We start from the raw sequence: 12,556 nt of genomic DNA, 5'->3' as shown, positions 1-12,556 counted from the left end.
GAATTCTTTAAACAACTTTCAATAAAAAATAACTTTTTTTGCCACGCTGTAATAACACATATTTATCAGCAATTAAATCAGAGATTGTAATAACGAAATCTTCTTTTATTTTCTCTTTATTAACTGAAATGGAGTTTTCTTTTAGTGCTCTACGTACTTCTCCGTTTGATTTTAAAAATCCGTTTTCTGCAAAAGCAGCAACAATATCCAATCCGTTTTCAATTACTTCACGTTTAATCTTAGCTTGAGGAACACCATCAAAAATATCTAAAAAAGTTTGTTCATCTAATGTTTTTAAATCGTTAGCAGTTGATTTTCCAAATAAAATTGCTGAAGCTTTTATGGCATTATTATATGCTTCTTCTCCGTGAGTCATTACAGTTACTTCTTCTCCAATTTTTTTTTGAAGAATACGTAAATGAGGAGCTTCTTTATGTTTTGCTATTAACGTTTCAATGGTTTCTTTATCTAAAAAAGTAAATATTTTAATATACTTTTCAGCATCTTCATCTGATGAATTTAACCAATATTGATAGAATTTATAAGGAGATGTTCTATTGGCGTCTAACCAAATGTTTCCTCCGGCAGTTTTGCCAAATTTAGAGCCGTCTGCTTTAGTAATTAATTTACAAGTTAACGCATAAGCTTTACCTTGAACTTTTCTTCTAATTAATTCAGTTCCAGTAGTAATATTTCCCCATTGATCTGAACCTCCCATTTGAAGCCTACAGTTTTTTTCTTTGTATAAATGGTAAAAATCATATCCTTGGAATAATTGGTAGGTAAATTCAGTAAAACTCATTCCTGTTTTAGCTTCAGAATCTAAGCGTTTTTTTACAGAATCTTTTGCCATCATATAATTTACGGTAATGTGCTTTCCAATATCGCGCACAAATTCAATTAATGAAATTTCTTTCATCCAATCGTAATTATTTACCAATTGAGCAGCATTTTTAGTGGTACTATCAAAATTTAAAAAACGAGCTAACTGACTTTTCACACCTGCAACATTTTTATTTAAAGTAGCTTCGTCTAATAAATTACGTTCATCAGACTTTCCTGAAGGGTCTCCTACCATTCCTGTAGCTCCGCCAACCAATGCAATAGGGTTATGACCAGCTTTTTGAAAATGCATAAGTAATATAATTGGAACTAAACTTCCAATATGTAAGGAATCGGCAGTTGGGTCAAAACCAATATATCCTGTAGTTTTATTTTTTAAAAGGTATTCTTCAGTTTCAGGCGTAATGTCGTGTAACATGCCTCTCCAACGTAATTCTTCAACAAAATTCATTTTTAAAATTTTAATTTTTAGCAAATATAAAATTTTAGTTGTTAGTAATTTATTTTTAACCCTTAGTTTTTTATATTTTCGTTTTATGATTTTAGTTACAGGAGGTACAGGTTTGGTGGGTTCACATTTATTACTTCAATTGGTATTGAAAAATAATATGGTAAGAGCCATCCATAGAAAAAATAGTAATTTAAATGCAGTAAAAAAAGTATTTAGTTATTATTCATCTAACTTTGAAACTCTTTTCAAGAAAATTGAATGGGTTGAAGCAGATATAACTGATGTGTTTTCGTTGGAAAAAGCCTTTGAAAATGTGTCAGAGGTTTACCATGCAGCGGCATTAATTTCTTTTAACTCGAAAGACAACAAAGCTATGCGTAAAGTTAATATTGAAGGCACTTCTAATATTGTAAATCTTTGTATTGCGAAAAAGGTAAAAAAAATATGTTATGTAAGTTCAATTGCTACTATTGAAAAATCTATAAATAATAAAATTATAGATGAAAATTGTGAATGGAATGTAGAGTTAAATAATTATGGTTATGCAATAACAAAACACGGTGCTGAAATGGAAGTTTGGAGAGCTTCTCAAGAAGGTGTTGATGTTGTAATTGTAAACCCCGGTGTAATTTTAGGCGCTGGGTTTTGGCATAATGGGTCGGGAGAACTTTTTTCAAAAATTTATAATGGGCTAAAATTTTACTCTGAAGGAATTACAGGGTTTGTATCTACGACTGATGTAGTTAAAATAATGATACAATTAATGCAAAGTGACATAAAGAACGAACGTTATATTTTAGTTTCTGAAAATGTGAGTTTTAAAGATGTATTTTTTAAGATTGCAGATAGTTTTAATAAAAAAAGACCCACAATTAAAACCACAAAGTTTATGACTGCCATAGGTTGGCGTTTAGAAAAAATAAGAGCTATTTTAACGCACAAACCTCCTTTACTTACAAAGCAATCTTCAAAAGCAATTCACAATAAACATTATTATTCTTCAGAAAAAATAAAGAAAGCGATTGATTTTCAGTTTGAATCAGTTTTTGCTACTGTAAAAGCTGTTTGTAAACTATATGAGAAATAGCTTATTCAATAATTTCTTTTTTTAAACGATTTTTTTGAAGCCTCTTAATAATTTCATGTTGTTTATTTTTTTTAGGGGAAGTTACCTTTCTTAATGAATCTTTCTCAATACGTTTGATAGAATCTCTAATCTTAAGGTCATTTTCGTATTGGTGTTTAAGAGCTTTCAAACGCTTATCAACTTTTCCTAAAATATAGTCATAATCATCAATTCTAGAGGTGTAATAATAGTTACTTTCTTTAAATCTAGTGGTGTCTATTTTATATTTTTCAAAAACAAACGGAAAATAATTTACATTGCGTTTTAGGTTGGTGTTTTTAACACTCATAGCGCCATTTGCTATAAATATATCTGTTAATAAGTCAACCATTTCTTCTTTTGGTATTAGGTCTTTGGGCTTTTTTAGGATTGTATTGCTTGTACAAGCACCCAGAAACATACTTAAAATAATTATGTGTAAAAATTTATTCATTTGTACGGTCAAATTGTAAGCGTTTACCATTTAATTCATCGTGAAAAACACCATTGTAATACGCTAAATACCCATTAACAAATGTATGTGTAATTTTTGAATAAAAAGTAGTCCCTTCAAAAGGAGACCATCCGCATTTGTACAAAATATTATCTTTGGTAACAGTCCAAGGTGAATAAAGGTCTACCAACACTAAATCGGCATAATACCCTTTTTTTATAAATCCCCTTTTTTTAATTTTAAATATTTTTGCAGGATTGTGACACATTTTCTCAACAATTTTCTCAACGGATATTTTACCTTTTCTATGTGCCTGTAATAAAGCAGGTAAAGCGTGTTGCACTAAAGGGCCTCCGCTTGGTGCTTTTGTGTAAACTTGTTGTTTTTCTTCTAAAGTATGAGGTGCGTGATCAGATGCTATTACATCAATTTTATCATTCAATAAAGCCTTCCACAAACCTTCTTTATCTTCTTTGGTCTTAATTGCTGGGTTCCACTTTATAAATGCCCCTTTCTTTTCGTAATCACTTTCATCAAACCACAAATGGTGAACACAAACTTCAGCAGTAATTTGTTTTTTTTCTAAAGGAATTTTATTAGTAAAAAGGTGTGTTTCCTTTTCTGTTGATAAGTGAAACACATGCAAACGTGCTCCTGTTTTCTTAGCCAATTCAATAGCTTTTGATGAAGATAAATAACAAGCTTGTTCGCTTCTAATTTTTGGGTGTATTTCTATAGGAATATCTTCACCATATTCTTTTAAATAGGATGCTAAATTATTTTTTATAGTTTGCTCATCTTCACAATGTACTGCGATAAGCATTTTTGTAGAGGAAAATATTTTTTCTAAAATAGCATCGTTATCAACAAGCATATTTCCTGTTGAAGATCCTAAAAATAATTTAATACCAGCAACATTTGCAGGGTCTGTTTTTATTAATTCTTCTAAATTATCGTTTGTTCCGCCAAACATAAATGAATAATTAGCGTATGAATTTTTTGAAGCAATTTCAAATTTTTTCTCTAATAACTTTTGAGTTGTTGCTTGAGGAACTGTATTTGGCATTTCAATAAATGAAGTTATACCACCAGCAATAGCAGCTTTACTTTCGGTTCTAATGGTTGCCTTGTGAGTTAATCCTGGCTCACGAAAGTGAACCTGATCATCAATAACACCTGGAATTAAATATTTACCTTCGGCATCAATAACAGTTGTATTTGCAGATTTTGGACTTATTGAAGAATCTATATCTACAATATATTCTCCGTTAATTAATACATCTCCCTCAATTGTTTCTCCTTCGTTAACAATTTTAGCATTTTTAATAAGTGTTAAACTCATGTTTTTTCTTTTTCTTTTTTATTTAGGTAACCCTTGCAATCTCATTTTTATAACTCCAAACACAGCTTCTGAAATTATGGAGCCACTCATTTTTGAAGTTCCTTTTTTTCGATCGGTAAAAATAACAGAGATTTCTTTATGTTTAAATTTTCGTTTCCAAGCTTTAAACTTCATCTCAATTTGAAATGCATATCCAACAAATTTAATTTTATCTAATTCAATATTTTTTAACACTTTGCTTTTGTAACAAACAAAACCTGCTGTGGTATCAAAAATGGGGATTTGAGTAATAATTTTAACGTACTTTGAGGCGAAATAGGATAGGAGTAATCGTTTAATATCCCAGTTAATTACGTTAATTTTGTTATTTAAATATCTTGATCCAATTGAGAAATCAGCTCCATCAATAGCGCAAGCATTATATAAAGATATTAAATCTTTTGGATTATGCGAAAAATCAGCATCCATTTCTATAATATAATCATAATTTTTATTCAAAGCCCATTTAAAACCATGGATATAAGCAGCGCCGAGGCCATTTTTTTCTTTTCTAATTTCTAAAAATAAGTTAGAAAATTTACGTTGGAGGGTAGCTACAATTTTAGACGTTCCATCTGGAGAACTGTCATCAACAACCAATATATCAAATTCTTTTTCCTGAGAAAATACGGCTTCAATAATAGCTTCAATATTTTCTTTTTCATTGTATGTAGGAATTATAACAAGCGTATTTGACATCTAAAAAAATTATTTGACAAAGATAAAACAAATTATTCCTAATTTTGCGTTAAAAATATACCTTAAATTAATGGCTGAAGCTTTAAAAATAATATATCAAAATAAAGATTGGATAACAATTGTTTTTTTAGTCATTTTAGTCGTTTTAACAATCACTAAAGTTGTATACAATGAAAGACTATCTCATACAAATGTGTTTTTCCTTTCAAGAAAATATCTTTCAATATACTTCAACAAAGAAAAAAGAAAACTACTAAATGGGTTTCAAATATTACTTTTTAGTGTGCAACTTTTAGCACTATCATTATTAATTTTTTTAACGAATGTTTATTTTCAATTTGAAGTCGAATTATTAAATTTTAAAGGCTATATACTAATTTTATTTTGGGTTAGTTTGTATTACAGCTCACGTTACGTATTAGGGCTTTTACTAGCATATTTATTTAATTTTATAAATGAGTATAGCAAAATAGTTTTTGATAAATCTAATTATTTTAATAATGTAATTTTATGGTTATTACCCTTTTTAATACTAAGTGTGTACTCAAGATATTACAATAAATTATTTTTTGAAATTACGGCAATGTTATTTGTTTTTTTGTTAATTGTGAGATACGTTTTAATGCTTATAATGAATAAAAAGCTCATTTTTAATAACTTGTTCTATTTTATTTTGTACATTTGCGCCCTTGAAATAGCGCCTTTAATAATTGTTTTAAAACTAACTTTTTAAAAATAAAATTGAAGCTTATGAAAGTGAAAACAATACTAGTTTCTCAACCAGCTCCTAAGACTGAAAATTCTCCTTATGTTGAATTAATGGAAAAACAAAAGGTTAAAATAGACTTTGTGCCATTTATTCATGTTGAAGGGGTTTCAGCTAAAGATGTTAGGGTTCAAAAAATTGATTTAAATAATTATACTGCTATTATTTTAACAAGTAGAAATGCAGTTGATCATTTTTTTAGAATTGCTGAAGAAATGCGATTTACGGTACCTGATGATATGAAGTATTTTTGCCAGTCTGAAGCTGTAGCTTTTTATTTACAAAAGTATGTTGTTTATCGTAAACGAAAAATTTATGTTGGAAAAAGAACGTTCCCTGAACTAGCCAAAATTATTAAAAAATATAAAGAAGAAAAGTTCTTATTACCATCATCTGATAAATTAAAAGAAATTATTCCACAAGTATTGAATGAAATTAATGTTAATTGGGACAGGGCAATTTTATTTAAAACAGTTGTTAGCGATTTATCAAACTTAGAAGATGTTTTTTATGATATTTTAGTGTTTTTTAGCCCATCAGGAATTGATTCTTTATTCAAGAATTTTCCGGATTTTCAACAAAAAAATACACGCATAGCTGTTTTTGGAAATTCAACTGTAAAAGCTGCAACTGATGCAGGGTTAAAATGCAGTATTCAGGCACCAACTCCTGAAACTCCTTCAATGACTATGGCACTAGAAAAATACATAATAAAAGCAAATAAAAGATAAAATAATTATTAAATTATATAAAAAAAACTTGAGATAAACTCAAGTTTTTTTTATATAAATAAATTAGAGAAAACATCTTCAACCTTAGTAATCTTTATAATTTTAATGGTATGATTTGAGCTGTTTACCTTGTTAAATTTTGAAATAAATATTTTGTGAAATCCTAGTTTTTCAGCCTCTAAAATGCGTTGTTCTACTCTACTTATAGGGCGAATTTCTCCAGCCAAACCAATTTCAGCTGCAAAACAAAAGTCTTGTGGAATTGCAATATCTTCATTTGAAGATAAAATAGCACTTATTACAGCCAAGTCTATCGCAGGATCATCTACTCTTATACCTCCTGCAATATTTAAAAAAACATCTTTTGCACCTAACCTAAACCCTGCACGTTTTTCTAAAACAGCTAAAAGCATGTTTAACCTCTTTATATCATAACCAGTAGATGAACGCTGAGGTGTTCCATAAACAGCTGTGCTTACCAACGCTTGAACTTCAATCATTAATGGCCTCACACCTTCTAATGTAGCTGCAATTGCAGTACCACTCAAATTATCTTCTTTTTGAGAAATTAAAATTTCAGAAGGGTTTTCAACTTGGCGTAAGCCCGTATGTTGCATTTCATAAATTCCAATCTCTGCAGTAGATCCAAATCTATTTTTAATAGCACGTAGTATTCTATATGTATGATTCCTGTCGCCTTCAAATTGCAATACAACATCTACCATATGTTCTAATATTTTTGGGCCAGCAATATTGCCATCCTTTGTTATATGCCCTATTAGAAGTACAGGTGTTGCCGTTTCTTTGGCAAATTTAATAAGTTCGGCAGTTGTTTCTCTAATTTGTGAAATAGAACCAGGAGAAGCTTCAATATATTCTGTGTATAAAGTTTGAATAGAGTCTATCACAACAACATCAGGAGTTATTTCTTCAATAACCTTAAAAATATTTTGTGTATTTGTTTCGGTTAAAATTAAACAGTTTGTATTGGAGTTTTGTAATCGTTCAGCTCGCATTTTTATTTGAGATTGACTTTCTTCGCCAGAAACATATAATACCTTTTTAGGGAGTGTTAGCGCAATTTGAAGTAATAAAGTAGATTTTCCAATACCAGGTTCACCACCCAAAAGAAGCATTGACCCTTTTACCAATCCCCCACCTAAAACTCTGTTTAGCTCATTATTTTTTGTTGAAATTTTGTCTTCTTTATCGAAGGGGATTTCATTAATTTTTAAAGCATTGCTTACTCTTTTTGTTTTGGTAGTTTGTTTCCAACTTCTTTTTTCTTCTTTTTGAATAATCTCCTCAACAATTGTATTCCATTTATGGCAAGAGTTACATTGCCCTAACCATTTTGCATATTGGGCGCCACAATTTTGACAAAAAAAAGTTGTTTTAGTTTTAGCCATGTTTATATGAGTTGAAAAAAGTAAATATACTAAGAATTCTTAGTTATTTTTGATATTTATTATAGATGGGAATTAATAAGAAAGAGATTCCACCAAATACAATTACCATCAAAGTTTGTGCGGTCCACATAATCCATCCAAAGGCACGCGCAGGGTTATCATCAACATGATATAATATAAGAGCACTTGCAACAAACACAGGGTAAGTTCCTAAACCTCCGTTAGTTAAAGCCATACTAAATCCGCCAACAACAAAGCCAACAATAATGGCGGCAAAAGGTAAATTTGTAGTTTCGGGTAAAGCAAAAGTTGTAGTGTAAAACATAAGAACATACATTGTCCATATAAAAACAGTATGAAAAATAAATTGCCATTTCTTTTCCATTCTTTTTATGCTTTTAACACCATCCATTAATCCGTTTATAAATGAAAATATTTTCAATAAAAAAGAATTTTTGGATTTTTTTAAAACAGTATAAGTAAAATAGCCAATTACGGGTAATACAATAAAAAAGAAAACTTTAGAGATAAGAGTACTTTCTTTATCATCTTTAAAAAGATAACTAGCAAGAAGTTCGGTTTGTAAAAAAAATGCGATTCCAGTAATAAAAAGTAACATAATTACATCGGCAACACGCTCGGCTACAATTGTTCCAAAAGCTTTTTTAAAAGGAATTTTTTCATATTTTTTAATACTAGCAGCACGGGCAACCTCACCAGACCTAGGAATAACTAAATTAAGTAAATAAGCAATTAAAACAGCCATAATGCTATTTGCAAATCGTGGTTTATAACCCAAAGGCTCTAGTAAAAATTGCCAACGGTATGCACGTGATAAATGACTTAAAACACCAAAAAATAACGACAAGGCAACCCACCAATAATTTGCTGTTTTAAAAGAAGTTTTTATAGATAGTATATCGTTATCTGTTAATTTAGAGAGTGAATACCAAATTAAAAAAACTCCCAATACAATAGGGAGTGTTATAAAACTTATTTTTTTTATATTAAAACTCAAATTACGTTAATGAATTATCTATTTCATTAGGGAAAATAAGTGAAGGCTTAAACAATTTAGCTTCTTCAAAATCTACTATTGCATAAGAAATTATAATAACAATATCTCCTTTAGCAACTTTTCTGGCAGCTGGGCCGTTTAATGTGATTTCACCACTTTTTCTAGGGCCTGGAATAGCATATGTTTCAAGGCGCTCACCATTGTTAATATTTACTATTTGAACTTTTTCTCCTTGTATTATATTTGCGGCTTCCATTAAATCCTCATCAATAGTAACGCTGCCAATATATTGTAAATCGGCTCCGGTTACTTTAACTCTGTGAATTTTTGATTTTACTACTTCTATTTGCATGGTGCAAAATTAATGATTTTGTATTAAACAGTTCATATTTATAAACTTATATTATCAATAAGTCTAATTTTATCAGCAAAAACAGCTATAAAAGCTCTGTAATTTTGCTTAAAATCTTTATTTTTAATTGGTTGAAGAGTTTCTTCGTTGGCAATTTCAAAATACTCCAACTTTAATAACGGTTGTTTTTTAAATTCATTTTCAACCCATTTTGTTATTTCTAAGGCATTTTTTATGCCAAACTTGTTTTTTACTTGCTTAAGTATTTTATAAATAAAAGGAGCTGCTTTTCTATGCTCTTTTGTCAGTCTTGAGTTTCTAGAACTCATAGCTAAACCATCAGTTTCTCTATAAATAGCGCAACCAATTACTTTTATTGGTAAATGGGTTTTTTGCACCATTTTTCTAATAATTTGGAGTTGTTGAAAATCTTTTTCGCCAAAATAAGCGTTAGTGGGAGCTATAATTTCAAAAAAACGTTTAACAATAGTCCCTACACCATCAAAATGTCCTTCTCTAAATTTTCCTTCCATTTGATACTCTAAACCATCAAAATTAAATTGTTGAGATTTAACATTGTTACTGTAAATTTCTTTTGCAGTTGGAGTAAAAACAAAATCACATTTTATTTTTTTTAAAAGAGCTAAATCTTGATCAATAGTTTTAGGGTAATTTATTAAATCTTCTTTTTTATCAAATTGGGTTGGGTTAACAAAAATACTAACTACAACAACATCATTTTCTTTTTTTGCTTGCTCAATAAGTGATAAATGTCCTTTGTGAAGCGCACCCATTGTGGGAACAAAACCAATTGAAGTTCCCTTTTTTAAGGACTTTAAATATTCTTGTATTGATTTTATTTTAGCAAAAACTAACATATACTATTGTTAATAAACGTTAAAAGCGTGCAAACTTACATTTTTCAAGCTAAATTCTATATAAAATTTCGTAATTTTGCATAATATTTAAAATATATAGTTGGATTATGAAAGATAAGAGAGTATTGATTGTTTCTTCGGAAGTTATACCTTATTTGCCAGAAAACGAATTGTCAACATCTTCATTTGAAGCCGCTAAAATGATTCATGGCAAAGGAGGGCAAACAAGAATATTTATACCTAGATATGGATTAATAAATGAAAGAAGACATCAATTACACGAGGTTATTCGTTTATCTGGAATGAATTTGGTAATTAATGATATGGATATGCCATTAATTATTAAAGTTGCATCCATTCCAAAAGAAAGAATGCAAGTTTATTTTATTGATAATGATGAGTATTTTAAAAGAAAAGCATTATATACTGATGAAGATAACAAGTTATTTGATGATAATGATGAGCGAGCAATATTTTTTGCAAAAGGAGTAATTGAAACTGTAAAAAAATTAAATTGGGCACCAGATATTATTCATGTTCACGGATGGATGGCATCACTTTTACCATTATATATTAAAGAATACTATAAAGATGATGCGTTATTTTCAGAAAGCAAAATAGTTACATCTGTTTATAATAAAGGTTTTGAAGGTTCGTTAAGTAAAGAGTTTAGTGAAAAAATTAAGTTTGACAATATTGATGAGTCAACAATAAAAACTTTATCTAAGCCAAACTATGTAAATATATTAATTAATGCAATTCAAAATTCTGATGCAGTTATTAAAGGTAGCGAAGAACTTCCTAGTGAGTTAAACGAAATTTTAAAAACAACGGAAAAACCTGTATTGGACTATTTCCCTGTTAGTGAATTTGATACAGCTTACACAGAATTTTATTTAAACAAAGTTTTATAGTTCAATAAAAAAAATCAAAAATTATATATGACAACAAAAGTTGTAAATGCAATTAAATACTTTGGATTATTATTCTTAGTATTTTTTATGGTAATTTCATGTGAACAAAACATTGAAAGTATTGGTGTAAATCTTGTAGATAACAATAATTTTAGTACAAACGCTCTAACTTCAGAAGTTTTTACAACCCCTCAAAATATTAATAGAGTACCTACAACGGGTATTCCACAATATTTATTAGGAGTATATTCAGACCCTGAATTTGGAAAGTTAAAAGCGTCAATTGTATCTCAATTATCACTTCCAGTAATTGATATTGAATATAATTATGGAACAAATTCAAGTATTGATTCAGTAATACTCAACATTCCATATCAAGTAACAAGAGAAGAAAATTATGCAGATGGGAAACCCAAATTTTCTATAGACTCAATTATTGGTGATACTGACGTTGAATTTCAATTAAGTGTTTATGAACTTAAAACTTTTTTAAATACGTTGGACCCAGAAGATCCTTCAAAAAACGCAGTTTATTATTCAGATAAAGTATTTCAAAAAGGGACAACTCCTTTTTATTCAGCAAACTTTAAAGTTAACCCAGACGATACAATATCTATAATAAAAAGATATTTGGCTGACGGAACTGTTTTTGATAAAGACACTATTAAACAAACAGACCTAAGTCCAAGCATTAAAATTCCTTTAAACGAAAGTATGATTCAACAAATTTTTGTTGATAACGCATCTGGCATTGAATTCTCGTCATTAGATGAGTTTCATCATTATTTTAGAGGGCTGTATATTGAGGCAGAAGAATTATTGAATGATAAATCACATTTAATATCGCTAAATATGGCAAATGCAAAAATAACGATATATTTTTCAAATGATGAAGATGAGGGCGCAGATATAGATTTAAATGGAAATGGCGTTAATGGAGAGCAAGGAGTTAGAATAAAGAAAGAATTTATATTTGTATTTGGAGCTATTAAATCAAATATATTAGAGAGAGATTATACAAATTCTCGTCAAAGTGGTAATGATAGACTGTATGTACAAGGAGCTGCAGGAACTATGGAAATTTTAGAGTTATTTAAAAATGAAAATATAAACGAATTACAAAGTAATAATTGGTTAATTACCGATGCTAACCTAACCTTTTATGTAGATCAAAACGCATCAAGTAACATTGCCCCGGAGCAGCTTTTATTATACAATTATGATAAAAAAGAGCATATACGAGATATGATGTCTGAAGGATTGGCTGCATTTGGAGGGAGATTAGAAAGAGATGAAGATGGAAACCCATATAAGTATGTATTTAAAATTACAGATTATGTATCAGAACTTTTAAAATCTGAAGAACCTTTAGATTTAGTAAAATTAGGATTAAGAGTCTATAATTCTACAGATTTACCTGCGAGTATTATAGATAATAAAATAAAAGATTTTAATTGGAATCCAAAAGGAGTTGTTCTGTTTGGTGCAAATGAAAGTGCAGGAGATAAAAAAGTTAAACTAGAAATTTCTTACTCTCAAATTAATAATTAATAAC

Annotated in this window: 13 protein-coding genes; 5 read left to right on the top strand and 8 right to left on the bottom strand. The window is 29.2% G+C overall.

Features of this window, described 5'->3' with window-relative positions; genetic code table 11:
• Positions 1-7 precede the first annotated feature (7 nt).
• Positions 8-1,294, bottom strand: a complete 1,287-nt coding sequence (tyrS, locus tag Lupro_RS08180; RefSeq protein WP_068211538.1) for a tyrosine--tRNA ligase — start codon at positions 1,292-1,294, stop codon at positions 8-10.
• Between the two features lie 85 nt (positions 1,295-1,379).
• Between tyrS and Lupro_RS08175 the strand changes: the two genes are divergently transcribed.
• Positions 1,380-2,381 (top strand): NAD-dependent epimerase/dehydratase family protein, encoded by a 1,002-nt coding sequence (locus Lupro_RS08175; RefSeq protein WP_068211536.1) that lies wholly within the window; start codon positions 1,380-1,382, stop codon positions 2,379-2,381.
• A 1-nt stretch (position 2,382) separates the two neighbouring features.
• Here Lupro_RS08175 and Lupro_RS08170 read toward each other — a convergent pair whose 3' ends face one another.
• Genes Lupro_RS08170 through Lupro_RS08160 form a run of 3 tightly spaced genes read right to left on the bottom strand, consistent with a single transcriptional unit; the run spans position 2,383 to position 4,933 of the window.
• Positions 2,383-2,853: a DUF4296 domain-containing protein gene (locus Lupro_RS08170; RefSeq protein WP_068208516.1), complete on the bottom strand. Its 471-nt coding sequence runs from the start codon at positions 2,851-2,853 to the stop codon at positions 2,383-2,385.
• Complete coding sequence (locus tag Lupro_RS08165; RefSeq protein WP_068208513.1) at positions 2,846-4,195, bottom strand: dihydroorotase; 1,350 nt, start codon at positions 4,193-4,195, stop codon at positions 2,846-2,848. Before Lupro_RS08165 ends, Lupro_RS08170 begins: the two co-directional genes overlap by 8 nt.
• Positions 4,196-4,213: 18 nt before the next feature.
• Complete coding sequence (locus Lupro_RS08160) at positions 4,214-4,933, bottom strand: polyprenol monophosphomannose synthase (protein ID WP_068208511.1); 720 nt, start codon at positions 4,931-4,933, stop codon at positions 4,214-4,216.
• 70 nt (positions 4,934-5,003) lie between these two features.
• Between Lupro_RS08160 and Lupro_RS13945 the strand changes: the two genes are divergently transcribed.
• On the top strand, positions 5,004-5,666 hold the full coding sequence (locus Lupro_RS13945; RefSeq protein ID WP_068208507.1) for a DUF4271 domain-containing protein: 663 nt from the start codon (positions 5,004-5,006) through the stop codon (positions 5,664-5,666).
• Between the two features lie 17 nt (positions 5,667-5,683).
• Positions 5,684-6,430 carry a uroporphyrinogen-III synthase gene (locus tag Lupro_RS08150; protein ID WP_068208504.1) on the top strand — a complete coding sequence of 249 codons (747 nt, stop codon included), beginning with the start codon at positions 5,684-5,686 and terminating at the stop codon, positions 6,428-6,430.
• Between the two features lie 50 nt (positions 6,431-6,480).
• Here Lupro_RS08150 and radA read toward each other — a convergent pair whose 3' ends face one another.
• The 4 genes from radA to panC are packed head-to-tail and all read right to left on the bottom strand — an operon-like array spanning position 6,481 to position 10,087.
• The gene (gene radA / locus Lupro_RS08145; RefSeq protein ID WP_068208502.1) at positions 6,481-7,839 is read right to left on the bottom strand and encodes a DNA repair protein RadA; all 1,359 of its coding nucleotides are present in this window, start codon (positions 7,837-7,839) and stop codon (positions 6,481-6,483) included.
• A 43-nt stretch (positions 7,840-7,882) separates the two neighbouring features.
• Entirely contained in the window at positions 7,883-8,857 is a 975-nt protein-coding gene (locus tag Lupro_RS08140; RefSeq protein WP_068208499.1) for a lysylphosphatidylglycerol synthase transmembrane domain-containing protein, read from the bottom strand.
• 1 nt (position 8,858) lies between these two features.
• Positions 8,859-9,209, bottom strand: a complete 351-nt coding sequence (panD, locus tag Lupro_RS08135) for an aspartate 1-decarboxylase (RefSeq protein WP_068208497.1) — start codon at positions 9,207-9,209, stop codon at positions 8,859-8,861.
• A 38-nt stretch (positions 9,210-9,247) separates the two neighbouring features.
• A complete protein-coding gene (gene panC, locus Lupro_RS08130; RefSeq protein WP_068208494.1) occupies positions 9,248-10,087 on the bottom strand; it encodes a pantoate--beta-alanine ligase in 840 nt (279 codons plus the stop codon).
• A 107-nt stretch (positions 10,088-10,194) separates the two neighbouring features.
• On the opposite strand from panC, the gene Lupro_RS08125 reads away from it, so the two are divergent.
• Together Lupro_RS08125 and Lupro_RS08120 are read left to right on the top strand one after the other, a co-directional pair.
• On the top strand, positions 10,195-11,001 hold the full coding sequence (locus tag Lupro_RS08125) for a glycogen/starch synthase (RefSeq protein ID WP_068208490.1): 807 nt from the start codon (positions 10,195-10,197) through the stop codon (positions 10,999-11,001).
• Positions 11,002-11,028: 27 nt separating this feature from the next.
• Complete coding sequence (locus Lupro_RS08120) at positions 11,029-12,552, top strand: DUF4270 domain-containing protein (RefSeq protein ID WP_068208487.1); 1,524 nt, start codon at positions 11,029-11,031, stop codon at positions 12,550-12,552.
• Positions 12,553-12,556: the final 4 nt, after the last annotated feature.

The organism is Lutibacter profundi (assembly GCF_001543325.1).
Classification (GTDB): domain Bacteria; phylum Bacteroidota; class Bacteroidia; order Flavobacteriales; family Flavobacteriaceae; genus Lutibacter; species Lutibacter profundi.
This window is presented reverse-complemented; position numbering and strand designations above follow the sequence as displayed.

Coding starts and splice junctions, on each gene's coding strand:
- tyrS (WP_068211538.1), bottom strand. CDS start 1,294: ATGAATTTTGTTGAAGAATTACGTTGGAGAGGCATGTTACACGACATT.
- Lupro_RS08175 (WP_068211536.1), top strand. CDS start 1,380: ATGATTTTAGTTACAGGAGGTACAGGTTTGGTGGGTTCACATTTATTA.
- Lupro_RS08170 (WP_068208516.1), bottom strand. CDS start 2,853: ATGAATAAATTTTTACACATAATTATTTTAAGTATGTTTCTGGGTGCT.
- Lupro_RS08165 (WP_068208513.1), bottom strand. CDS start 4,195: ATGAGTTTAACACTTATTAAAAATGCTAAAATTGTTAACGAAGGAGAA.
- Lupro_RS08160 (WP_068208511.1), bottom strand. CDS start 4,933: ATGTCAAATACGCTTGTTATAATTCCTACATACAATGAAAAAGAAAAT.
- Lupro_RS13945 (WP_068208507.1), top strand. CDS start 5,004: ATGGCTGAAGCTTTAAAAATAATATATCAAAATAAAGATTGGATAACA.
- Lupro_RS08150 (WP_068208504.1), top strand. CDS start 5,684: ATGAAAGTGAAAACAATACTAGTTTCTCAACCAGCTCCTAAGACTGAA.
- radA (WP_068208502.1), bottom strand. CDS start 7,839: ATGGCTAAAACTAAAACAACTTTTTTTTGTCAAAATTGTGGCGCCCAA.
- panD (WP_068208497.1), bottom strand. CDS start 9,209: ATGCAAATAGAAGTAGTAAAATCAAAAATTCACAGAGTTAAAGTAACC.
- panC (WP_068208494.1), bottom strand. CDS start 10,087: ATGTTAGTTTTTGCTAAAATAAAATCAATACAAGAATATTTAAAGTCC.
- Lupro_RS08125 (WP_068208490.1), top strand. CDS start 10,195: ATGAAAGATAAGAGAGTATTGATTGTTTCTTCGGAAGTTATACCTTAT.
- Lupro_RS08120 (WP_068208487.1), top strand. CDS start 11,029: ATGACAACAAAAGTTGTAAATGCAATTAAATACTTTGGATTATTATTC.